This is a genomic window from Pseudomonas sp. (assembly GCF_046581935.1).
GTDB lineage: Bacteria > Pseudomonadota > Gammaproteobacteria > Pseudomonadales > Pseudomonadaceae > Aquipseudomonas.
In genome coordinates this window covers 281,609-302,972 of the sequence record NZ_JAYGFK010000012.1, presented here as the reverse complement: position 1 = coordinate 302,972, position 21,364 = coordinate 281,609, and the positions used below count along the sequence as shown (strand labels likewise).

Annotated in this window: 20 protein-coding genes; 13 read left to right on the top strand and 7 right to left on the bottom strand. The window is 58.3% G+C overall.

The window, feature by feature from the left end; translation table 11 throughout:
• Positions 1 to 9 precede the first annotated feature (9 nt).
• Entirely contained in the window at positions 10 to 1,131 is a 1,122-nt protein-coding gene (locus VCA57_RS09235) for a branched-chain amino acid ABC transporter substrate-binding protein (RefSeq protein WP_411184692.1), read from the bottom strand.
• Between the two features lie 323 nt (positions 1,132 to 1,454).
• Between VCA57_RS09235 and VCA57_RS09230 the strand changes: the two genes are divergently transcribed.
• The 4 genes from VCA57_RS09230 to VCA57_RS09215 all read left to right on the top strand — a co-directional run bounded on the left by VCA57_RS09230 (position 1,455) and on the right by VCA57_RS09215 (position 4,017).
• On the top strand, positions 1,455 to 1,772 hold the full coding sequence (locus tag VCA57_RS09230; protein WP_411184942.1) for a DUF2288 domain-containing protein: 318 nt from the start codon (positions 1,455 to 1,457) through the stop codon (positions 1,770 to 1,772).
• A gap of 67 nt (positions 1,773 to 1,839) precedes the next feature.
• Positions 1,840 to 2,208: a DUF5064 family protein gene (locus VCA57_RS09225; RefSeq protein WP_411184691.1), complete on the top strand. Its 369-nt coding sequence runs from the start codon at positions 1,840 to 1,842 to the stop codon at positions 2,206 to 2,208.
• Positions 2,209 to 2,335: 127 nt separating this feature from the next.
• Complete coding sequence (locus tag VCA57_RS09220) at positions 2,336 to 3,226, top strand: NAD(P)-dependent oxidoreductase (RefSeq protein ID WP_411184690.1); 891 nt, start codon at positions 2,336 to 2,338, stop codon at positions 3,224 to 3,226.
• On the top strand, positions 3,223 to 4,017 hold the full coding sequence (locus tag VCA57_RS09215) for a hydroxypyruvate isomerase family protein (RefSeq protein ID WP_411184689.1): 795 nt from the start codon (positions 3,223 to 3,225) through the stop codon (positions 4,015 to 4,017). The genes VCA57_RS09220 and VCA57_RS09215 overlap by 4 nt, the downstream gene beginning before the upstream one ends.
• A gap of 122 nt (positions 4,018 to 4,139) precedes the next feature.
• Here VCA57_RS09215 and VCA57_RS09210 read toward each other — a convergent pair whose 3' ends face one another.
• Positions 4,140 to 6,344: a hypothetical protein gene (locus VCA57_RS09210; RefSeq protein ID WP_411184688.1), complete on the bottom strand. Its 2,205-nt coding sequence runs from the start codon at positions 6,342 to 6,344 to the stop codon at positions 4,140 to 4,142.
• A gap of 308 nt (positions 6,345 to 6,652) precedes the next feature.
• Between VCA57_RS09210 and VCA57_RS09205 the strand changes: the two genes are divergently transcribed.
• Positions 6,653 to 7,981 carry a spinster family MFS transporter gene (locus VCA57_RS09205; protein WP_411184687.1) on the top strand — a complete coding sequence of 443 codons (1,329 nt, stop codon included), beginning with the start codon at positions 6,653 to 6,655 and terminating at the stop codon, positions 7,979 to 7,981.
• 66 nt (positions 7,982 to 8,047) lie between these two features.
• Here VCA57_RS09205 and rapA read toward each other — a convergent pair whose 3' ends face one another.
• Positions 8,048 to 10,891: an RNA polymerase-associated protein RapA gene (gene rapA, locus VCA57_RS09200; RefSeq protein WP_411184686.1), complete on the bottom strand. Its 2,844-nt coding sequence runs from the start codon at positions 10,889 to 10,891 to the stop codon at positions 8,048 to 8,050.
• Positions 10,892 to 11,065: 174 nt separating this feature from the next.
• Between rapA and VCA57_RS09195 the strand changes: the two genes are divergently transcribed.
• The 4 genes from VCA57_RS09195 to ccoM all read left to right on the top strand — a co-directional run bounded on the left by VCA57_RS09195 (position 11,066) and on the right by ccoM (position 12,408).
• The gene (locus VCA57_RS09195; protein WP_411184685.1) at positions 11,066 to 11,365 is read left to right on the top strand and encodes an aspartate-semialdehyde dehydrogenase; all 300 of its coding nucleotides are present in this window, start codon (positions 11,066 to 11,068) and stop codon (positions 11,363 to 11,365) included.
• Positions 11,366 to 11,376: 11 nt separating this feature from the next.
• On the top strand, positions 11,377 to 11,979 hold the full coding sequence (locus VCA57_RS09190; RefSeq protein WP_411184683.1) for an alpha-ketoglutarate-dependent dioxygenase AlkB family protein: 603 nt from the start codon (positions 11,377 to 11,379) through the stop codon (positions 11,977 to 11,979).
• Complete coding sequence (locus VCA57_RS09185) at positions 11,976 to 12,137, top strand: hypothetical protein (RefSeq protein ID WP_411184681.1); 162 nt, start codon at positions 11,976 to 11,978, stop codon at positions 12,135 to 12,137. Before VCA57_RS09190 ends, VCA57_RS09185 begins: the two co-directional genes overlap by 4 nt.
• 154 nt (positions 12,138 to 12,291) lie before the next feature.
• Entirely contained in the window at positions 12,292 to 12,408 is a 117-nt protein-coding gene (gene ccoM / locus VCA57_RS09180; protein ID WP_325175658.1) for a cytochrome c oxidase subunit CcoM, read from the top strand.
• 233 nt (positions 12,409 to 12,641) lie between these two features.
• On the opposite strand, the gene glpD is transcribed toward ccoM, so the two are convergent.
• Positions 12,642 to 14,183 (bottom strand): glycerol-3-phosphate dehydrogenase, encoded by a 1,542-nt coding sequence (gene glpD, locus VCA57_RS09175; RefSeq protein ID WP_411184680.1) that lies wholly within the window; start codon positions 14,181 to 14,183, stop codon positions 12,642 to 12,644.
• Between the two features lie 138 nt (positions 14,184 to 14,321).
• Positions 14,322 to 15,083 (bottom strand): DeoR family transcriptional regulator, encoded by a 762-nt coding sequence (locus tag VCA57_RS09170; RefSeq protein ID WP_411184679.1) that lies wholly within the window; start codon positions 15,081 to 15,083, stop codon positions 14,322 to 14,324.
• A 172-nt stretch (positions 15,084 to 15,255) separates the two neighbouring features.
• Between VCA57_RS09170 and ybaK the strand changes: the two genes are divergently transcribed.
• The 4 genes from ybaK to VCA57_RS09150 all read left to right on the top strand — a co-directional run bounded on the left by ybaK (position 15,256) and on the right by VCA57_RS09150 (position 19,005).
• Positions 15,256 to 15,726, top strand: a complete 471-nt coding sequence (gene ybaK, locus VCA57_RS09165) for a Cys-tRNA(Pro) deacylase (protein WP_411184678.1) — start codon at positions 15,256 to 15,258, stop codon at positions 15,724 to 15,726.
• Positions 15,727 to 15,765: 39 nt separating this feature from the next.
• Positions 15,766 to 17,253: a glycerol kinase GlpK gene (glpK, locus tag VCA57_RS09160; RefSeq protein ID WP_411184677.1), complete on the top strand. Its 1,488-nt coding sequence runs from the start codon at positions 15,766 to 15,768 to the stop codon at positions 17,251 to 17,253.
• Between the two features lie 47 nt (positions 17,254 to 17,300).
• Positions 17,301 to 18,077: a substrate-binding periplasmic protein gene (locus VCA57_RS09155; RefSeq protein WP_411184676.1), complete on the top strand. Its 777-nt coding sequence runs from the start codon at positions 17,301 to 17,303 to the stop codon at positions 18,075 to 18,077.
• Between the two features lie 121 nt (positions 18,078 to 18,198).
• On the top strand, positions 18,199 to 19,005 hold the full coding sequence (locus tag VCA57_RS09150) for a PhzF family phenazine biosynthesis protein (protein ID WP_411184675.1): 807 nt from the start codon (positions 18,199 to 18,201) through the stop codon (positions 19,003 to 19,005).
• A gap of 41 nt (positions 19,006 to 19,046) precedes the next feature.
• Here VCA57_RS09150 and VCA57_RS09145 read toward each other — a convergent pair whose 3' ends face one another.
• Positions 19,047 to 20,153, bottom strand: coding sequence for an ABC transporter ATP-binding protein (locus VCA57_RS09145; protein ID WP_411184674.1), 1,107 nt, complete (start codon positions 20,151 to 20,153; stop codon positions 19,047 to 19,049).
• The gene (gene argF, locus VCA57_RS09140; protein WP_411184673.1) at positions 20,150 to 21,070 is read right to left on the bottom strand and encodes an ornithine carbamoyltransferase; all 921 of its coding nucleotides are present in this window, start codon (positions 21,068 to 21,070) and stop codon (positions 20,150 to 20,152) included. The genes VCA57_RS09145 and argF overlap by 4 nt, the downstream gene beginning before the upstream one ends.
• Positions 21,071 to 21,364: the final 294 nt, after the last annotated feature.

The following is a 21,364-nucleotide window of genomic DNA, read 5'->3' as shown; positions in this document are numbered from 1 at the left end:
GGGGCGTGCTTATTTGGCTTCGGACTTGGTGCCGTCCTGGTGCCATTCGTAAACCACGAAGCTGAAGTCCTTCAGGTCGCCCTTCTCGTCGAAGGCCAGGCTGCCAGTCGGGGTATCGAAGCTGTTGGCGCGAAGTGCAGCAGCCACTTTGGCTGTGTCAGTGCTGCCAGCTTTGGTGATGCCTTCGGCGATAACCTGAACAGCGGCGTAGGCTGGGAACACGAACGGACCACTTGGGTCTTCGTTCTTGGCTTTGAACGCATCAACCAGGGCTTGGTTGCGTGGGTCCTGGTCGAATGACTTCGGCAGGGTTACCAGCAGGCCTTCAGAAGCTGGGCCAGCGATGGCCGAGATTTCCTTGTTGCCGACGCCTTCAGGGCCCATGAACTTGACCTTCAGGCCTTTCTCGGACGCTTGACGCAGCAGCAGGCCCAGTTCTGGGTGGTAGCCGCCGTAGTAAACGAAGTCCACGTTCGCTTGCTTTAGCTTGGAGATCATCGAAGAGAAGTCTTTATCGCCGGCGTTGATGCCTTCGAACAGAACCACTTTGGTGCCTTTGCTTTCCAGGGTCTGTTTGACCGCAGTGGCAATACCTTCGCCGTACTGTTGTTTGTCGTGGATCACGGCAACAGCTTTCGGTTTGATGTGGTCGGCGATGAAGTTACCGGCGGTTGGCCCTTGCAGGCTGTCCAGACCGATGGTGCGGAATACCAGTTCATAGCCACGGGCGGTGATTTCTGGGCTGGTGGAAGCCGCAGTGATCATCAGAATGCCTTCGTCTTCGTAGATGTCAGACGCTGGCTGAGTGGAGCTGGAGCACAGGTGGCCAACCACGAATTTGACTTCGTCGTTGACGATTTTGTTGGCCACGGCCACTGCTTGCTTAGGGTCGCAGGCATCGTCATAAACTACGCCTTCGAGTTGTGCGCCGTTCACCCCGCCGGCTTTGTTGATCTGCTCGATGGCCATTTTGGCACCGATGAATTGCATCTCACCATACTGCGCGACTGCGCCGGTGACTGGGCCAGCCAGACCAATTTTGATGGTGTCAGCCGCTACCGAGTAGCTGGCAACACCTGCCATGGCCATGGCGGCAAACAGCTTGGAAATCTGCTTAGTAGCCTTGTTCATAATGCTCCACTCTTATTGGTTTTGATTGTTGTAGTCCTGGCGGCCAAAGCTGCAGAACCGGGTTGTCCCCCGGTTATCCCCCCGGCAACTGTACCGGTGCAGTGTAGAGCGCGGCTTTGCGGCTTGAAAAGCAGCATGCTGGGGGCAAAACCCTGGGGTGTCGCTTTAACGTAATAAACGTATAAAAAAACGGCGTGTCTTAGGTGCCGCTGGTAGCGTCGCGAGCAGCAGGGTGAATTTGCCTGCAGGCTGCTCGGCGCTATCATGGTGACCGATTCGTAAAGCGGCCATTGATAACAGGGTAATCCATGTCTGAACTCCCCATGACAGAACAACCTAGCACCCTCTATGCCAAGCTGCTTGGTGAAACTGCATCTATTACCTGGCAGGAGCTGCAACCTGTGTTTGCCCGTGGCGCGTTGCTACTGGTTGACGGTGCGCAGGATCTGATCGAAGTGGCGCAGGCTGTGGCGCAGAATGATCAGGAAAAAGTTTCTGCGTGGTTGGCTGCGGGACAGTTGAACAGGGCTGATGATCGCCATGCCGAAGACCTGCTAACCCGCGACCCAGAGCTGTGGGCGGTGGTAGTTGCGCCCTGGGTGTTGGCGCAGGAACGCAGTGAGCGTGCAGCGCTGCACTGATTTGGAGCGTTGTCCCCAGCCGGCATAGCACCGACAGCGCTGCAACTTAGATAAAGGGGTTACCAGTATGTTTGAACCCGGTCATTTGCATCGCGGTAATAGTGTGGCCACAGCTGATCTGCCAGTGTTCAGCATTGATCTGCATTACCACGTGCGCCAAGACCCAGTCGAAGGCCCGATGCTGCACATGCAGTTACAAGGGCAGGTGAGTGGCAAAGGGTTTGACGAGGTTTTTGAGCTGCACCGCGATACGGCGTTTAACTTCGCCAGTGTGGCTACCCGGCTCGCACACAAGCATGGCTTGCCGACCAATAACAGCCTGATCATGCATGGCCATGCTGAGTACGATCATATGTTTGAGGATATTCGCGCCAAGCTTGGTGCCCATAGTGGCGACCCGGTAAACCTCGATCATTTACAGCAGGATGGCTTATAGGCTATCTGCCTCTTGCGAGCGCAGCCGTTGACTGCAGCTCGTGCCTGCTTAGGGGCCAACGCTGCCAGGGCAGGTCTGCGAACACGCTGCGTTTAGATAGCGCTTATCACTAATTTGGAGTTTGCCTATGCCCATCGCTCTTCCTGCATTGGCCTTCGCGGGTATTGGCTTGATGGGCTTGCCCATGACTCAGCGGCTGCTGGCCGCGGGCTATCCGCTGGTGGTCTGGAACCGTTCCGCTGAGAAGTGTGCTGCGCTACAAGCCCAGGGCGCGCAAGCGCTAAACGCCCCCTCGCAGCTGTGTCAGCAGGCGGACATCGTCATGCTCTGCCTGGCCAATACCGAGGTGGTGCGCGATGTAGTGTTCGGCAGTGGTGGCATTGCCGAGACAGCCAAACCTGGACAGTTACTGGTGGATTTTTCCAGCCTGGAGCCAGCCGCCACCCGTAATATGGCCGCCGAGCTGTATGCGCGTAGCGGTATGCATTGGGTTGATGCGCCCGTTTCTGGCGGCACCCTCGGCGCGGCCAATGGCACGCTGGCGATCATGGCCGGTGGGCGGCTTGAGGATATCGAACGTGTGCGGCCGATTCTTGCTCACCTAGGGCAGCGCCTGACGCGCATGGGCGATGTAGGGGCGGGTCAGGTGACCAAGGTATGCAACCAGATGATCGTGGCTTGCAACGCCTTGGTGATCGCCGAAGTGGTGGCTTTGGCCGAACAGTCCGGGGTTGATGCCAGCTTGATTGCTCCAGCGCTGGCAGGTGGTTTCGCTGACTCCAAACCGTTGCAGATTCTTGCACCACAGATGGCTGAGAGTCAGTTTGAGCCGGTCAAGTGGCATGTACGCACCTTGCTCAAAGACTTGGATACGGCCGTCAAGCTGTCACAACAGATCGGTTCGGCTACGCCGCTCACTGGGCTGGCCGCGCAACTGATGCGCCAGCACGGCCGTCAGGGCAATCTTGAATGTGATCCGGCTACGCTTGTGCAGCTTTATCGGGAGCCCAATACATGAAAATCGCCGCGAACCTGTCACTCCTGTTTACCGAACTTCCCCTTGTCGAGCGGGTGGTGGCTGCGGCTGCTGCCGGTTTTGATGGCGTGGAAATCCAGTTTCCCTACGAGTTGCCGGCTATCCGCCTGAAAGAGGCGCTGGATGCTGCTGGTATGCCGCTGCGTTTGATCAATCTGCCCGCAGGTGACCTGATGAGTGGCGGCGCCGGTTTGGCCGCGGTGCCTGCTCGTCAGGCCGAGTTCGACGCCGCACTGCAGGAGGCCTTGAGCTACGCCGCTATGGTGCGCCCGGCGCTGGTGAATGTGTTGCCTGGGCGGTTGGCCGAAGGTCTTGAGCCTGAGCAAGCGTTGACGTGTCTGATCAGCAATCTGCGCAAGACCGCTGAGGCGTTTCAACTATTGGGTATTGGTGTGGTGGTGGAGGCGATTAACCCACTGGATATGCCGGGTTTCCTGATCAATACCCCTGAACAACTGGATGTGTTGCTTGGGGCAGTGGCTCATCCGAATTTAACGGCGCAGTACGATTTTTATCACATGGCACGTCAGGGGTTGGATGTGCAGGCCGGGTTGACCTTACTGGCGGGGCGTATCGGTCATGTACAGTTTGCCGATTATCCTGGTCGCGGTGCGCCGGGAAGCGGCCAGGTGAAATTTGCCCCGTTACTGCTGACCTTGCGTGAAACGGCTTATCAGGGCTGGCTGGCGGCTGAGTATCGACCGGATGAGGCGGGCACTCAGCAGAGCCTGGGGTGGCTTGATAAGTGGCGTGAGTTGTTGGCGCAGAGCTGAGGGCGGTGTAAGCGCTTGCACCTGTTGCGCGGCAGTGGCTGCTGCGCAACAGGTGTTCTGCGTTTAGGGTCTGTGCCGTTTCACTCACTGCAACGCGGCTCGCGATGAAACGGCAACAGATCCTAGTCTTGCGGATCTTCGTGGTACTTGTTGAGCGAGATAACCCGGGTCTTGCCGATGCGGTGGCGGTAGATCTCACGTAGGTATTTGATGGCTTTCTTAACGCTGTCGCGTGACAGGCGAATGTCGTTGATCGACACGAACTTGTCCTGATCGTGGATCAGCTCGCGGTACTTCTTCTCGTACATCGGTTTGATCGCGTACCAGTTGGTGTCGAGGATTTTCGCCGGATTTTCGTACTCATTGAGCATGGCGTCGACGCGCACTTCGTCGAACTCATCGCTCATGATGAAGTCGAGAATGGCGTTGTCCAGACTTTCATCGAAGCGGTGCGGATCGCGGGCGAAGCAGCGCTTGATAAAGGCCACAATCAGCGTCAGAAAATCATCCGACAGGCACGGGCTCTTGGCGATCAAGGTGGTCAGCGAGAGGTTGGCCGACGCGCCGATGACCAGTGCATAACGTTTCAAGGTGGTGTTGGGGAACAGGCTGTTGAGGTGGGTTTTCAGCCGGTTCAGATCCATATAGGAAAGTTTGTAGTCTTTCGGCAAGGAGACAATCGACACCACCGAGGAGCAGTTCTTGAAGAAGTGCAGGTCGCTTAGTTTGCTGGCGTTGTAATCGGACTTCTTGTACTCCTCCAGCGCTTCGCGGTAACGCTTGGACTCGATCGGCAGCAGGCTGATGCCCTCAATGGCTTGGGTCACTTTGTTGAAGTGCGGCAGGTCGATGGAGCGGAAGAACAGGTCGTCGATATTCAGGCGCGACGGCTCTTTATCCAGCACACGGAACTTGTCTAATGCCGCAGCACTTTGCTCTGGCACTACGGACTCGGCATAGGCCACCGCCACCGGGCCGGCCAGGCTCATAAACAGGTCGTTGGCGTCCAGGCGGATGGTTTCGCCGATGTCGATGCCGGCGCGGCGGAAGTAGTTCTGGTCGTAGTCGGTGGTTACCGCCTGGGCGGTGAGAATGTTGAAAATTTGCTGGGAAATGTACTGGTTGGCGTGACGCTCCATGGCGTTGACGTCGATGTTCTGGATATTGCCGTCATCGCTCTCTTCGGCGTAACGCATGATGTCGTTGGAAATCAGCATCATGGCGTTCCATGGGCGGATGCGGCGCATCACGCTTTCTTCGCTGTTTTCTTCATTGTCGAAGTTGTAGGAGAAGTCCCACTCTTCCGCGAGGTACTTGCACAGCAAGCGCCCTGCGTTGATGTGCAGGGCCTCTGACATTTCGCTGCGCTGGTCGGAAATGTTCGGCAGGATGCAGATGCCGCTGGTGAAGATTGGCTCGAAGACGAAGCTGTGGTCGCGGTTTTCCGGGCTGTCATCGAAGATCTTCGTGTCGAAGGTCTTGCTCATATAAGCAAATTGCTGGGCCAGGCCGAACTCCGAGGCCATGCCCGAACCGGTGCCGCCGCCGGCGCTGAAGATATAGAAATACAGTCGCGACTGGTTGGCTTTGATCCCGCAGGAGTCTATCAAGTAGCTGTGAATGAACTTCCAGTCTTCATTGGTAAAGCGCTGGGTGTCCTTGTTGAGGATGATCTTGGCTAGGTACTGCCCGAGAATCGGCGCGTTGCCCGCACCACCGGCATGTACCTCGGAGAGGTCCATGATCTTCATCTTGCTGTAGTCGTTGAGGAAGCCACTGGTTTCGCCCTTACGCGAGAAGCGGATGCGTCCTTCGATGTCTTTGTCCAGGTCGCCAAGCATTACCAGTGGTTCGATCAGAAAAACCGGCTTGCTGTCTTTGCTCGGTGCACGCAGCAGGTTGCTGCGGATCCAGCGCGTGGGGCGGAAATCTTGCTCGGCTACGGCCTTTTCTTCGCTGTTGAACTCGCTCAGGTAGAACTGCCGAGCGTTGTACACCAGTGAGGCAACGTCCAAGGCGATGTTCGAGCCGCAGCGGCCAAGGCCGATCAGGCAGACGGAGGGGAAATGCTGCACGCGGCGTTCGTTGTCTTCATCCTGCGGGGCGGGTGGGAACACCAGGCTGCGCAGGCCGTCGAGGTTGTCGAGGATGCGATCAATGTCGCGCTCGGTGAAATACATGTACTGCTCGTCGCTGCTGTCGCTGTGCGCCAGTGCTTGCGGCGCGGGTGGCGGCAGTGGTTCGAGTGGGGCCAGGAGCGTATCTGCCAGGTTGGCCAGAGTGGCTTCGGTCACGGGGGCGGTCACAGCGTCTTTTTTTGTTTTCATTTTGAGACAGTCCGGCGGCTAGCAAGTAGGAGGGGCAAGTGGCCACATTGCACTCTGTATGCTTGTTTGTAGCACAAAGATGAAAAACCTCACTGTTTCGCCGGGTTTTACTTACGCATATTTACTTTTTTTCACCGTGGCTCTGTGACGGGCGTGCTTGCCTGCGCGCCGATTGTCCGGCATACACGCTACAAATAGTCACAGACAGGCCGTGCGCGAGGCTCTAGATTGCCCTTGTACGTGCTGGGTACGACTGCTGGCAACGCGCCACGGACGTGCTTCGATAACAACAATTAGAGATCGATTTCATGCAGCAGTCCCTACAAGCAACGAATGCCTGGCGCATTCTCTTTCTGCTTTTTTTGGCAAATCTATTCAACTTCTTCGACCGCACCATTCCGGCGATCATTATTGAGCCGATCCGTATGGAGTGGAGCCTCAGCGACTTGCAGCTGGGCTTGATTGGTACGGCGTTCACCATTGTTTATGCCATTGCCGGTGTGCCGTTGGGGCGCATGGCGGATACCGGTGCGCGGCGCAAAATCATGGGCTGGGGCTTAGCGGTTTGGAGTGGGCTTACCGCAGTCAACGGTCTGGCCTGGAACTTCTGGAGTTTCCTGCTGATTCGCATGGGCGTCGGCATTGGCGAGGCCAGTTATGCGCCAGCGGCCAACTCGCTGATCGGCGATCTGTTCCCGGCGCACAAGCGTGCCCGGGCTATGGGCATCTTTATGCTTGGCCTGCCGATTGGCTTGCTGCTGGCTTTTTTCACCATCGGTGCAATGGTCAAGGCCTTCGACAGCTGGCGCGCGCCGTTCTTTATTGCCGCGGTACCGGGGGTGATCCTGGCGCTGTTTATGTTCTTCATCAAGGAACCCACGCGCGGCGCTGCCGAGCAGGTGAAGTCGGCGCTGACGCCGGTGGATAAACCCGTGCGCAAGGTGCTGGCGATTCCTACGTTCTGGTGGTTGGTGGTGGCCGGGCTGACCTTCAATTTCGCCACCTATGCCTGCAACTCGTTCATGGTGCCAATGCTGCAGCGCTATTTCTTAATGCCGCTGGAGCAGGCCGCAATGGCCACTGGGGTGATCGTCGGCTTGACCGGTCTTGTCGGGCTAACACTGGGCGGCTGGTTGGCGGACAAGATCCATCAGCGCTGGCAGAGGGGGCGGCTGCTATTTGCCGCGCTGAGCATGCTGATTGCGGCGCTTTCCACCGGCTATGCCTTGTTCGCTGGTCGCGTTGAAATTGCAGTATTTGTGGCACTGTTCAGCCTCGGTTGGTTGTTTGCCTATAACTTTTATACCTGTGTCTACACGGCTATTCAGGATGTTATTGAGCCGCGTCTGCGAGCGACCGCCATGGCGTTGTTCTTCGCCGGGCTGTACCTGCTCGGCGGCGGGCTTGGCCCTGTTGCGGTCGGCATGCTGTCTGATCACTACTCGCAAGCGGCGATGCTGGTGGCAGGGGCCAGTGAAATGAATGAAACCTTTAAAGCTGTCGGCCTGCACAACGCCATGTACCTGATCCCCGTGGCACTGCTACTGACCATGCTGGCTCTGCTGCAAGCGTCACGCTGCTTTGTGACGGATGCTGCACGGATGCAGCGGGGGATGGCTGAGGTTGTACCGGCCTGAGACCAAACGCTACATAACAAAAAGCCCGCAATTGCGGGCTTTTTGTTGCATGGGGAGTAAGACTTTTTAGCCCGCTACCAGTACACGGATGGCTTCTAGACGCAACGCCGCTTTGTCGAGCATGGCCAGGCCTTGTTCGCGCAGTTGGCGCAGGGCGTTGAGTTCGCTGTCACGCACGCTCGGGTTGACCGCTTGCAAGGCAATCAGGCGGGCCAGTTCCTCATCGGTTTCGGCGGCCAGGCGACGCTTGGCTTCTTCGACTCGATCGTTATGGCGTGGTGCGACCTTGCTTTCGCCGGCATTGATCAGCGGGTTAAGGCTGTCACGCTGGGCCTGGACGAACTTGTTAGCGCTGGCACGCGGCACGGTTTCCAACTGTTCATTGAGCTTCTCGAACGAGACCTTGGCGGCCAGGTCGTTACCGTTGGCGTCGAGCAGGCAGCGCAGGGCGATGGGCGGCAGGTAGCGGCCCAGTTGCAGAGCGCGTGGGGCTACTACCTCACTGACGTAGAGCAGCTCAAGGAGAACGGTGCCAGGTTTCAGCGCTTTGTTTTTGATCAGCGCGACACCGGTGTTGCCCATCGAGCCTGAACGCACCAGGTCCATGCCACCTTGCACCATAGGGTGCTCCCAGGTGAGGAACTGCATGTCTTCACGCACCAGCGCCATGTCGCGGTCATAGGTGATAGTCACGCCTTCGTCGTCGCCGAGCGGGAAGCTGGCGTCCAGCATTTTCTCGCTAGGACGCAGAATCAGCGCGTTATCAGAATGGTCTTCGCTGTCGATGCCAAAGGCGTCGAACAACTGCTCCATATAGATCGGTAGGGCGAATTGGTCGTCTTGTTCGAGGATTGCCTCGACCAGTGCTTCGCCTTCGCCAGCGCCGCCGGAGTTGAGTTCCAGCAGGCGGTCGCGGCCCGCATGCAGTTCGTCTTCCAGGCGCAGGCGCTCGGCTGTGGCTTCGTCAACCAGCGCTTGCCATTCGCCATCGTCGCCGCTTTCCAGCATGGGCAGCAGGCGGCTACCGAACTGGTGTTGCAGGGCGTTGCCGGTCGGGCAGGTAGCGAGGAAGGCGTTGAGCGCCTGGTGATACCACTGGAACAGGCGCTCTTGCGGGCTGTTTTCCAGGTACGGCACGTGCAGCTGAATGCGGTGCTTCTGGCCAATCCGGTCGAGGCGGCCGATGCGCTGTTCGAGCAGGTCCGGGTGCGCCGGCAGATCGAACAGCACCAAGTGGTGAGCGAACTGGAAGTTGCGGCCTTCCGAACCGATTTCCGAGCAAATCAGCACTTGGGCACCGAACTCTTCGTCGGCGAAGTAGGCCGCGGCGCGGTCGCGCTCAAGGATGCTCATGCCTTCGTGGAACACGGTAGCCGGGATGCCTTTGCGCACGCGCAGGGCGTCTTCCAGGTCCATGGCAGTTTCGGCGTGGGCGCAGATCACCAGTACCTTGAATTTTTTGAGCATCTTCAAGGTGTCGATCAGCCACTCGACGCGCGGGTCGAACTTCCACCAGCGCTGGTCTTCATCAACATCGGCTTGCGCCTGGTAGCTGACTTCTGGGTACAGGTCGGCATGCTCGCCGATGGGCAGCTCCATGTACTCGACTGGGCTGGCCAGTGGGTAGGGGTGCAGTTCGCGGTCGGGGAAGCCTTGCACCGCTGCGCGGGTGTTGCGGAACAGCAGGCGGCCGGTGCCATGGCGGTCGAGTAGTTCGCGTACCAGGCGCGCTGAGGCTTCGCTATCGCCGCTGTTGACAGCATTGAGCAGCTCTTCGCCACCCTCACCGAGGAAATCATGGATGGTTTTGTGGGCGGCGGCGGACAGGCTGCCTTTATCCAGCAGCTCCTGCACGGCTTCGGCAATCGGCTTGTAGTGCTCACTTTCCGCGCGGAAGGCTGCAAGGTCATGAAAGCGGTTCGGGTCGAGCAGGCGCAGGCGGGCGAAGTGGCTGTCCTGGCCGAGTTGCTCTGGGGTTGCGGTCAGCAGCAGCACGCCTGGGATGACTTCGGCCAGTTGCTCAACCAGCGCGTATTCGGTGCTGGCGTGTTCCGGATGCCAGACCAAGTGGTGCGCTTCGTCGACCACCAGCAGATCCCAGCCAGCGGCAAAAAGCGCGTCCTGGGCTTTTTCGTCGTCGCACAGCCATTCCAGTGCGACCAGCGCCAGTTGGCAGTCTTCGAACGGGTTGCTGGCGTCGCTTTCGATAAAGCGCTCTTCATCGAACAGGGCAACGTCCAGATTGAAGCGCCGGCGCATCTCTACCAGCCACTGGTGCTGCAGGTTCTCTGGTACCAGGATCAACACGCGGTTAGCGCGCCCGGACAGCAACTGGCGATGGATCACCAGACCGGCCTCAATGGTTTTACCCAGGCCTACTTCGTCGGCCAGCAATACGCGTGGGGCGATGCGGTCGGCGACTTCGCGGGCAATGTGCAGCTGGTGGGCAATCGGTTGCGCACGTACGCCGCCGAGGCCCCAAAGCGTGGACTGCAATTGGCGGCTGGTGTAATCCAACGTGTGGTAACGCAGGGCGAACCAAGGCAGTGGGTCGATTTGCCCGGCAAACAGGCGGTCACTGGCCAGGCGGAACTGGATAAAGTTCGACAGCTGGGTTTCCGGCAGGGTGACACTCTCGTGCTGCGCATTGAGGCCGTGATAGACCAGCAGGCCGTCGATATCGTCGACTTCCTGTACGGTCAGCTTCCAGCCTTCGAAATGAGTGATTTCATCGCCCGGCGAGAAGCGCACACGGGTCAACGGCGCATTGCGCAGAGCGTACTGGCGAGTTTCGCCGGTGGCCGGGTAGAGCACGGTGAGCATGCGGCCGTCCTGCATCAGAACGGTTCCCAAACCCAGCTCCGCTTCGCTGTCACTGATCCAGCGTTGCCCCGGTTCATACTGCGCCATGCTTGTCTCCCGCGTGAAAAAGCCGACTATGTTAACGCAGCGTCGGGCCATGGCCAAAGGCGCATTGCAGCGTATCGGGCACTTTGTGTGTTTCGGTCGCTCAAAAGTGTAGCGAGGTGACGCTCAAGTCGTGGCTTGACTGGCCGACAGTCTGACCAAAGGAGGGCTTAATAGATGCTGCCGCCGATTCCTCATAGCCTGGTTCCCGTGACCGTTCAGCAGGACGTGATCAAGCCGCGCCCGGAAGTTCCGCCGGTTACGCCCACCGCTGAAAGCGCCAAGGAAAGCGGTGTGGGCCTGGACAAACGGCACCCGCAGGATGCTGAAGTGTTGCTGCGTGAGGAGCAGCGCCGGCGTCAGCGCCGTCAGGGTTATAGCCCTGAGGAACTGGCCGAAGGTGAAGTGGCCGAGGCGGACGAAGCCGTAATCAATGAATTGCCTCGCCAGGGGCTGTGGGTAGATGTGGAAGTTTGAGTGTTGTATCCGTGAGTTTATTTGACGACAGCCCCTTGCAACTACCCGACGCCGAGCTTGAGCTGGATGCGCAGTGGTTGGATGCAGCAACCGCCGACAGCTGGTTAGCCGAGTTGACGGCACAAGTGCCTTGGCAGCAGCCGCAGGTGCAGATTTATGGACGGCAACTGCCGGTGCCGCGTCTGCTGGCCTGGTATGGCGATGCCGAGGCCAGTTACCGCTACTCGGGGTTGACCCACCAACCGTTGCCTTGGACGCCGCTGCTGGCGTCGATCCGCGAGCGGGTGGTGCAAGCAGTGGGGCAGCCGCTGAATGCTGTGCTGCTCAACTATTACCGTGACGGCCAGGATTCCATGGGCTGGCACAGTGATGATGAAGCCGCGTTGGGAACTAATCCGCTGATCGCCTCACTTAACCTTGGTGGTGCCAGGCGTTTCGATCTGCGCCGTAGAGGGCAGAAGCGCATTGAGCATTCATTAGTGCTGCAGCATGGTTCGCTGCTGGTCATGCGCGGGCCAACCCAGCATCATTGGCAACACCAAGTGGCGAAGACGCGCAGTGCCTGTGCGCCACGCCTGAACCTGACCTTTCGTTTGATCAAGCCGAGCCCATGAGCAAAGACGACAAGCTGATTGATTTCGCCGCCGAACGCGACAAGCGCATCCATGACCTGCGTGACAAAAAACTCAACGAGATGCGTGATGCTTTCGAGCAGGCCATGCCGCTGGGTAAAGGCAAGAAAAAGTCCAAGGGCAAGCCGAAAAAGCCGTAAGACGGCGCTACTTGGCCTGATTTGTTGATCTGGATCAGCTAAGCACCGCCTCACCCATCTCGCGCTGGCCCGTTGTTGATCTGGGTCAATAGCGCCCTTGCTGCCCCTGTTAACTTGAAGCCATTCCCACACAGGCTTCAAGCAGGAGGCAACCATGTTTATCGATGTCGTAGTTCTAGCAGGTATCGGCACAGTCGGACTGATGGTCGCCTTCTTCGCCGGTGTTGGCTATTTCATCTGGCAGGACTCGCACAAGCGCAAGCAAAGCTGAGTTTGCTGGAGCAAGGGGCACGCAAGGCAATTTGGGCGACTTCGGTCGCCTTTTTTTATGGCCTGCCATCCATGGCGGCCACCCCACGGGCCGTCGCTACGCGACGTTAAAAATGATTCCCGATCATTTTTTATGGCCTGCCACCTGGGATGGTCACCCAGCGGCCGTTGCTGTGTGACATTAGAAATGGTTCACGATCATTTTTAATGCCTGCAATTTATCGGTTGGCGATGCTAAGTGTTGTGAGCATTTTCCTGCCGGCGGGGTGACTCGATGCGCAGGTAATTGTGCAGTTTGGCTTGCTGCGCTGGGGTGGTTATCAGGCCCAGTTTGCTGCGCCGCCAGAGAATATCCTCCGCTTGCAACGCCCACTCTTCTTGGCACAGGTAATCGACTTCACGGGCGTACAGACCGCCGCCGAGATGCTCACCTAGATCGCTGAGGTTGTTTACGCCTTTGAGCATCACCCACGTGCGGCTGCCGTAGCTGCTTGCCCAGCGTCGCGCCAGTGAGTTGGGTAGCCAGCCAAAGCGTGTGCATAGGGCGTCAGTCAAAGCGCTTGGGCTGTCCAGTTGCTCAGCGCCAGGTAGCAGGCTGCTGGCGGTGCAACTTGGGCCCATCTTGGGGAAGAAAGGCTTCAGTTGTACCAGTGCCGATTCGGCGAGCTTGCGGTAAGTGGTGAGTTTGCCGCCAAACACCGAGAGCAACGGCGCCTCGCCGGGCTGGCAGGATAGTGACAAGGTGTAGTCGCGGGTTACTGCCGATGGATCGTCTGACTCGTCGTCGCACAGCGGCCGCACGCCAGTGTAGGTATGCAGAATATCGCTGCGCTGCAACTGCTTTTTGAAGTGCGCGTTGACTACCTTGAGCAGGTAGTCGATCTCTTCTTCGCTGATCATTACCTTGGCCGGGTCGCCCTGGTATTCCCGGTCTGTGGTACCGATCAGGGTGAAGCGCTCCTGATAGGGAATGGCGAAGACAATGCGGCGGTCTTCATTCTGCAGAATGTAGGCCTGCTCACCATCGAATAACTTCGATACGACGATATGGCTGCCTTGAATCAGGCGGATGCCATAGGGTGACTCTTGCTTTAGGTCTTCGCGAATAAAACGCGCTACCCAGGGGCCGGCCGCATTGACCAGGGCGCGTGCGCGAATCGAGAACAGGCTGCCATCGTTGCGTTCCAGGTGGATATGCCACAGGCCCTTGCTGCGCCGCGCGCTTACGCAGCGGGTGCGGCTGTGAATGTGCGCGCCTTGCTCGCGTGCGGCCATGGCATTGAGGACGACTAGGCGAGCATCGTCGACCCAGCAGTCGGAGTATTCGAAACCGCGGCTGATCTCGGCGCGCAACGGGCTGCCAGCACCAAAATGCAGGCTGCGCGAGCCTGCCAGTTTCTCGCGCTTGCCCAGATGGTCGTACAAAAATAGTCCGATACGAATCATCCAGGCCGGACGCAGGTGTGGTCGGTGCGGCAGGATAAAACGCATGGGTTTGATGATATGCGGCGCTTTGCTCAGCAGCACTTCACGCTCGGCCAGCGCCTCACGCACCAGGCGGAATTCGTAATGTTCGAGATAGCGCAGGCCGCCATGAATCAGTTTGCTACTGGCTGACGAGGTGTGCTGTGCGAGGTCGTCTTTTTCGCAAAGGAACACGGATAGGCCGCGTCCCGCCGCATCGGCGGCAATGCCGACACCATTGATGCCGCCGCCAATCACGGCAAGGTCATAGACTTCAGCAATTGGCGTGAGGCTGGCGGGGCGAGTAGGCATGGCGGTACCGAAAGGTCATTATTGAACGCTTTATGTTCACTTCCGAAAATATGCTAGTCGAATAAGCGTGGCTTTGCCACTGGGCAATGCACCTTTGTGCTCAGTGGTCATTGATTCTCGAGAGACGGTTAGATTTTTTTACACCAACTCTAAGTGAACCTTGTGCTCGGTGAGCAAACGGCTGATCGCGGTGGATGGTGTCGCGTCAGTGAATAACCGATCAACCAGCGCTATCGAGCCTAGGCGCACCACCGCATTGCGACCAAATTTGCTGGAGTCGACTGCCAGGAACACCTGCCGAGCATTGCTGATAATCGCCTGCGAGACGCGGACTTCCTGGTAGTCAAAATCGAGCAAGCTGCCGTCTTCATCGATACCGCTAATGCCGACCAGGGCGAAGTCGACCTTGAACTGGTGGATAAAATCCACCGCCGCCTGGCCTACCACGCCGCCGTCGCTGCGCACCGTGCCGCCAGCCAGAAGGACCTCAAAGTCAGCTTTGGCGCTAAGTTGGGCGGCCACGTGCAGGTTATTGGTGATGATCTTCAGGCCCTTGTGGCCCAGCAGCTCGCGAGCAATCGCTTCGGTGGTGGTGCCGATATTGATAAACAGCGACGCGTGGTTGGGGATTTGCGCCGCGATGGCGGCGGCTATGCGTTGTTTCTCATCACGCATCAGGCCGGCGCGCATGCTGTAGGCGGTGTTTTGCGTGCTGGAGCTTTCTTCACTCGCTGCGCCGCCATGGGTGCGACGCAGTAGGCCTTGTTCGGCGAGTTGGTTGATGTCGCGGCGAATGGTTTGTGGGGTAACGGCAAATGCCTGAGCTAGTTCGTCGATGCTGACATAACCACGTTCCCGAGTACGCTCGAGAATATTGTGTTGGCGCGGTGGCAGGGTCATGAAAGCTCCTTGAAAGGGCGCGAGATTATGGGCTGTCGGCGGGTGGATTTTATTGCCATGCCATCCATCGTGGCCACCTTGTGGGCCGCCGCTGCGTGACGTTAAAAACTGTTCCTGGCTGTATTTTCGGCTAAGGTATGCCAACTCTGTCAGATTATTTTCACATTCGAACATGACTCCTGCCATCGACTTGCTGAAAAAAGCCAAGGCTGTGCATCAGGTGCATAGCTATCACCACGACCCCAAGGCGGCTTCCTATGGCCTGGAGGCGGCGGAAAAACTCAAGCTTGAGCCTGCACAAGTGTTCAAGACGCTACTTGCCGCTAGCGAGAAAGGCGAGCTGCTAGTGGCGGTGGTGCCGGTGGCGGGCACGCTCGACTTAAAAGCTTTGGCCCAGGCTGCAGGGGTGAAAAAGGCCGATATGGCCGACCCGGCTGCGGCGCAGCGGGCCACTGGTTATTTGCTCGGTGGTATTAGCCCGCTGGGGCAGAAGAAGCGCTTGCGCACCTTTATTGATGAGTCCGCGCAGCAGTTTCCCAGCATTTACGTCAGTGCCGGTCGGCGTGGCTTAGAAGTGCAGTTGGATGCCGCCGTGCTGGCGCAGCTGACGCAGGCATTGTTTGCATCTATTGGTCGCGGTTAGTCGTTCAACCTTTAAACCTATAAGAACAAGGAACTTCGCATGTCTCACTACCTGCTGGCTATCGACCAGGGCACTACGAGCAGTCGGGCGATGGTTTTCAGTGCTGAAGGTTTGCCTGTGGCGCGCGCGCAGCAGGAGTTCAAGCAGTATTTTCCCCAAGATGGTTGGGTTGAGCATGATGGTGAAGAACTGTGGTCGAGTACCCTTAATGTCTGCCGTGAGGCGCTTAAACAGAGTGGTTTGAGTGCTGGTGATATAGCCGCCATCGGCATCACCAACCAGCGTGAAACCACGCTGGTGTGGGATGCGCAGAGCGGTGCGCCGATTCATCCGGCGATTGTCTGGCAGGATCGGCGCACCGCGGATTACTGCGCTGAGCTTAAAGCCGCTGGGCATGAGCCTACAGTGGCGGGCAAAACCGGCCTGCTGATTGATCCGTATTTTTCGGCGACCAAGTTGCGTTGGATTCTGCAGAACGTAGCAGGTGCGCGGGAGCGCGCTGAACGCGGTGAACTGCGTTTCGGCACGGTGGACTCGTTCCTCTTGTGGCGTCTGACCGGCGGTAAATCGCACAAGACGGACGCCAGCAACGCCTCGCGGACCATGCTGTTCAATATCCATACCCAGCAATGGGACGCGGAGCTGCTCAAACTCTTCGAGATCCCAGTCAGCCTGCTGCCGGAGGTGCTTGATTGCGCCGCTGATTTTGGCGTTGCCGAGGCTGATCTGCTCGGTGCTGCAATTCCTGTGCTGGGTATGGCGGGTGACCAGCAGGCCGCGCTGATCGGCCAGGCCTGCTTTACGCCCGGTATGGTGAAAAGCACCTACGGCACGGGTTGCTTCATGATTCAGAACACGGGCACTACGCCGGTCACTTCGCAGAACCGCCTGCTGACCACTGTTGGCTATCGTCTCAATGGTCAGGTGACCTACGCGGTGGAGGGCAGCATCTTCGTTGCTGGCGCTGCCGTGCAGTGGTTGCGCGATGGTGTCAAGCTGATCAGTCATGCCCGTGACTCGGAAGCCATGGCTGAGCAGACCGGCGATGCCTGCGGGGTGTACCTGGTTCCAGCTTTTACTGGCCTTGGTGCGCCGTATTGGGACCCGAAAGCCCGTGGCGCCATTTTCGGTTTGACCCGCGATACCGGCATCAAGGAAATCGTCACCGCTGGTTTGCAGTCCGTGTGCTACCAAACTCGTGATCTGCTCGAAGCCATGCGCCAGGACGGCGCTGCCGAACCCAGTGCGTTGCGGGTGGATGGCGGCATGGTGGAAAACAACTGGGTTATGCAGTTTCTCGCTGACATCCTCGGGGTGCCGGTGGAGCGCCCTGAAGTGACAGAAACCACGGCGCTTGGCGTGGCTTACCTGGCTGGTTTGCAAGCCGGGCTTTATCCGGACCTGGCAAGCATCGCGCAGCACTGGCACAGGCAACAGCGTTTTGAGCCGGGCATGGCTGATAGCCATCGCCGCACACTGTATGACGGCTGGTTGGATGCGGTGAAAAGGGTGCGCAGCGAAGGCTGAGGGTGGTAAACCTCGGTCAAGTATTATTTTGGATGATGGACCCCTGCATGTTGCTGTGCCGTCTGCTTATCGCTCGTGGATTGCTCTTGCTGCTATTTGCTGGCGCCCAGTTGGCGCAGGCAGAAACGTTGGTGATTGCCGGGGATGTTTGGTGCCCGATCAATTGCCAGCCAGGTGCTGAGCGACCGGGGATTTTCGTAGAGCTAGCCCAGCAGATTTTTGCCGAATCCGGTGTTGAGGTGCATTACCAGGCCCTCAACTGGGCGCGTGCTCTGCAACTGGTGCGACGCGGCGAAGTGAATGCGGCCATCGGCGCAGGCGTTGAAGATGCTGCGGATTTTATTTTTAGTGCCACGCCGGTGACGCTCTCGCGTAATTGTTTCTATACCCGGCAGGATTCCACTTGGTTATTCACTGGCCCCGAGTCATTAGCTCAGCAGCGACTCGGCGTGATCAATGACTACAGCTACGGCGACCAGTTGAATGCCTACATCGAGCGTTATCGTCATCGCAGTGATCGTATTCAGGTGGCGGCTGGCGATCGGGCGCTGGAGTTAAGCATTCGCAAACTGAGGCTGGGGCGGGTTGATACGGTGCTGGAGAACGCCTGGGTGATCCAGGCCTTGCTGGCTCGACAGGCGCGTGTCGGCGAGCTGCGCGAGGCGGGTTGTCGTGTGCCTGATGTACCGATCTATCTGGCATTTTCTCCAGCGCTGGAGTCCAGTAAGCGTTATGCCGCGCTCTTCGAACAAGGTTTGCAGCGCTACCGTGCTAATGGTCGCTTACAAACACTTTTAACCGCCTATGGCGTGCAAAAGCCATAACAGTATTTCCATGAATTCGATAAATATAAAACTGTACTGTTGCAATTGCTGACGGCTGTAGCGGGTATATCGCGTTCGCTTTGGGCATGCTCTGGGGCACGATCAATCAGGAGCCCAGCCCATGCAGCTTGAATTTCACCAAGTCGATGCGTTCACCACGCGCCCTTTCAGTGGCAATCCGGCGATGGTCTATCGCCTCGACAGCTGGCTTGATGCTGCCCTGATGCAGCAGATTGCCGCCGAACATAACCTCGCGGAAACCGCCTTTGTGGTGAAAGAGGGTGCGGCTTGGCATATCCGCTGGTTTACCCCGTCAGCGGAAGTGCCATTGTGCGGACATGCCACGTTGGCCAGCGCCCATGTGCTGTTCGAGTTGTATGGTGAGCCGGGTGATGTGCTCGATTTCACCTGTTTGTCTGGTGCTCTGCGGGTCAGTCGCCTCGACGGCAAGCTGGTGCTGGATTTCCCGGTACGGCGGGCACAGCCTTGTGAGTTGCGCGCAGAGGTCGAGCAGGCGTTGGGCCTACCAGTACAGCATGTGCTGGCGTTACATGAAGGGCCGGGCATTCAGGAGTTGCTAGCGATTGTGGCTTCGGAGGCTGCAGTGCGCGATTGCCGGCCGGATTTGGCGGCGGTGGCTCGGTTGCCAGGGTTGGGCCTGCTGATCAGCGCGCCCGGCGAGCAGCACGACTTTGTTTCGCGTTACTTTGCCCCGGCTATCGGCATTAATGAAGACCCGGTTACCGGCTCGACTCACTGCATTCTTACGCCGTATTGGGCGCAGCAACTTGGCAAGCAGGCGCTTAGCGCATTTCAGTGTTCGGCACGTGGGGGTGAGTTGCACTGCGAGCTTGCGGGTGAGCGGGTGAAAATCGCTGGTCAGGCGCTGTTGATTGCCAGTGGCCGGCTATTGTTGTCAGCCACTTAGAGCCTCCTTACGTTCTAGCGAGCTAGAGCCCTGTTAAGACCCTAGCTGTCGCTGCTGTAACGCCGCACGCCTGACTCACCGAGGTTAACCTGGGCGGCGATGCTGCCCGGAGCGGCAAATACCACCAGATGGTCGGCGGCGACGCGAATGCCGACCTGCTGGCCGGGCAGGTGGTCGGAGTGGCTAGGGAAGATTGACTCCAGTTGACTGCCAGTAGGCAGTTGTAGGCGGTATAGGGTTGCCGCGCCGAGGAAGGTCTTGCCGACGATCAAGGCTTTTAGCGTACTTTCCGGGTCATAAACGATGTCGTCCGGGCGCAGCAATACATCCACTGCGCTACCGCTTGGCCAGGTGTAGGCGCGGTTGCCGCGAATCAGCCCCAGTTCAGTCTGCACCGAGTCCGGGCTGAGCAGTTGGCCGCGAATAAAGTAGCCCTGGCCGATAAAACTGGCGACAAATGGCGTTAGCGGTTCGTGGTAGAGGTTGAATGGGGTATCCCATTGCTCCAGCTTGCCTTCCTTGAACACACCTACGTGGTCACTTACGGCAAAGGCTTCTTCCTGATCGTGGGTGACCAGAATGGCGCTGGTGCCACGGGCCTTGAGGATGTCGCGTACTTCATGACTCAAGCGCCGACGCAATTCACCATCGAGGTTGGAGAAGGGCTCGTCGAGCAGCAGTAGCTGTGGCTCGGGCGCCAGTGCCCGGGCTAGGGCGACGCGTTGCTGTTGCCCGCCGGACAGTTCGTGCGGGTAGCGCTTGCCCAGGTGGCCGAGTTTCACCAGCTCCATCAGTTCTTGAGTAACGCGCTCGCAGTTTGCTTGCTTGCGGATACCAAAGCCGATGTTCTCGGCCACGCTCAAGTGCGGGAACAGCGCGTAATCCTGAAAAACCATGCCAATTCGACGTTTCTCGGGGGCCAGGGTGTAGCCGGCTTTGGAGATAACCTGATCAGCCAGCTGGATTTCCCCCTCCAGAACCGGCTCAAAGCCTGCAATAGCGCGTAGCGTGGTGGTTTTACCACAGCCCGACGGGCCAAGCAGGCAACCGATATCGCCGGCATTCAGGTGCAGGTTGAGGTGTTGCACCACTCGGTGTTCAGGGTAGCCACAGCTCAGCTCGCGTAGGTTCAGCAGGGGGAGGCTCATGCGTGGTGATACGCCGGCTCAACCAAAAATTCGAGCAGCGCCTTCTGTGCATGCAAGCGGTTTTCTGCCTGATCCCAGGCTGCCGAGCGTGGGTCGTCGAGCAGATCTTCGCTGATCTCTTCGCCGCGGTGTGCCGGCAGGCAGTGCAGGAACAGCACGTTCTTGTCGGCAGCATCGAGCAGGGCGCGGTTAACCTGATAGGGCTGGAACAGCTTGATGCGCTGAGCTGCCTCATCTTCCTGGCCCATGGAGGCCCATACGTCGGTGCTCACCAAGTGGGCACCGGCCACGGCTTCAAGTGGGTCGCGCAGTACCTGCACGCGCTCACCGGCGAGTGCCAGCAAGCTTGCGCTCGGCTCATAACCCTCAGGGCAAGCTACGCGTAGTTGGAAGTCGAACTGCATGGCCGCTTCTATGTAGGAGTTGCACATGTTGTTGCCGTCACCGATCCACACCGCCGTCTTGCCTTTGATGCTGCCGCGATGTTCTTGGTAGGTCTGCATGTCTGCCAGCAACTGGCAGGGGTGTAGATCATCGGACAAGCCGTTGATCACCGGCACGCGCGAATTCGCGGCGAACTCAGTCAGGGTGCTGTGGGCGAAGGTGCGGATCATTACCGCATCAAGCATGCGCGACATGACGATGGCTGCATCGCCGATCGGCTCACCACGGCCCAGTTGAGTATCGCGTGGCGAGAGAAAGATGGCCTGGCCGCCGAGCTGGATCATGCCAGCCTCAAATGACAGGCGGGTACGCGTTGAAGCCTTCTCGAAGATCATGCCCAGTACGCGATTTTTCAGCGGCTCGAAAAGTACGCCGCGGTTACGCAAGTCCTTCAGCTCCATGCCGCGGCGGATCAGCCCCACCAGTTCGTCCGGTGTGCAATCCATCAGCGAGAGAAAGTGTCTTGCGCTCATCGTTAACTACCTTTTGACAGCAGAGGCGCAGGTTCAACAGCCATAAATAATCGAGAAAACGGCAGAACCTACGGCTTGGGGCCGCACTATGCGACGAAACGGGGAAGGCGCGATCTTATAAGGAAATGACGAGTAGGCGCAAACCACTCGCGACTACACCGGCTGTAACTGTTTTGTAAGCCTGGGCCTAGATCGCTGTGAGAGATGTCATAAAAATGACATCTGAGGTTGAAGTCGATATATCCGTTACTTAGGATGCCGACGCCTTTTCGAGGCAATGCATTGCCCCGCAAT

What these genes read in the sequence shown, in the direction of transcription:
- VCA57_RS09235 (WP_411184692.1), bottom strand. Translation starts at nt 1,131, where the DNA reads ATGAACAAGGCTACTAAGCAGATTTCCAAGCTGTTTGCCGCCATGGCC.
- VCA57_RS09230 (WP_411184942.1), top strand. Translation starts at nt 1,455, where the DNA reads ATGACAGAACAACCTAGCACCCTCTATGCCAAGCTGCTTGGTGAAACT.
- VCA57_RS09225 (WP_411184691.1), top strand. Translation starts at nt 1,840, where the DNA reads ATGTTTGAACCCGGTCATTTGCATCGCGGTAATAGTGTGGCCACAGCT.
- VCA57_RS09220 (WP_411184690.1), top strand. Translation starts at nt 2,336, where the DNA reads ATGCCCATCGCTCTTCCTGCATTGGCCTTCGCGGGTATTGGCTTGATG.
- VCA57_RS09215 (WP_411184689.1), top strand. Translation starts at nt 3,223, where the DNA reads ATGAAAATCGCCGCGAACCTGTCACTCCTGTTTACCGAACTTCCCCTT.
- VCA57_RS09210 (WP_411184688.1), bottom strand. Translation starts at nt 6,344, where the DNA reads ATGAAAACAAAAAAAGACGCTGTGACCGCCCCCGTGACCGAAGCCACT.
- VCA57_RS09205 (WP_411184687.1), top strand. Translation starts at nt 6,653, where the DNA reads ATGCAGCAGTCCCTACAAGCAACGAATGCCTGGCGCATTCTCTTTCTG.
- rapA (WP_411184686.1), bottom strand. Translation starts at nt 10,891, where the DNA reads ATGGCGCAGTATGAACCGGGGCAACGCTGGATCAGTGACAGCGAAGCG.
- VCA57_RS09195 (WP_411184685.1), top strand. Translation starts at nt 11,066, where the DNA reads ATGCTGCCGCCGATTCCTCATAGCCTGGTTCCCGTGACCGTTCAGCAG.
- VCA57_RS09185 (WP_411184681.1), top strand. Translation starts at nt 11,976, where the DNA reads ATGAGCAAAGACGACAAGCTGATTGATTTCGCCGCCGAACGCGACAAG.
- ccoM (WP_325175658.1), top strand. Translation starts at nt 12,292, where the DNA reads ATGTTTATCGATGTCGTAGTTCTAGCAGGTATCGGCACAGTCGGACTG.
- glpD (WP_411184680.1), bottom strand. Translation starts at nt 14,183, where the DNA reads ATGCCTACTCGCCCCGCCAGCCTCACGCCAATTGCTGAAGTCTATGAC.
- VCA57_RS09170 (WP_411184679.1), bottom strand. Translation starts at nt 15,083, where the DNA reads ATGACCCTGCCACCGCGCCAACACAATATTCTCGAGCGTACTCGGGAA.
- ybaK (WP_411184678.1), top strand. Translation starts at nt 15,256, where the DNA reads ATGACTCCTGCCATCGACTTGCTGAAAAAAGCCAAGGCTGTGCATCAG.
- glpK (WP_411184677.1), top strand. Translation starts at nt 15,766, where the DNA reads ATGTCTCACTACCTGCTGGCTATCGACCAGGGCACTACGAGCAGTCGG.
- VCA57_RS09155 (WP_411184676.1), top strand. Translation starts at nt 17,301, where the DNA reads ATGTTGCTGTGCCGTCTGCTTATCGCTCGTGGATTGCTCTTGCTGCTA.
- VCA57_RS09150 (WP_411184675.1), top strand. Translation starts at nt 18,199, where the DNA reads ATGCAGCTTGAATTTCACCAAGTCGATGCGTTCACCACGCGCCCTTTC.
- VCA57_RS09145 (WP_411184674.1), bottom strand. Translation starts at nt 20,153, where the DNA reads ATGAGCCTCCCCCTGCTGAACCTACGCGAGCTGAGCTGTGGCTACCCT.
- argF (WP_411184673.1), bottom strand. Translation starts at nt 21,070, where the DNA reads ATGAGCGCAAGACACTTTCTCTCGCTGATGGATTGCACACCGGACGAA.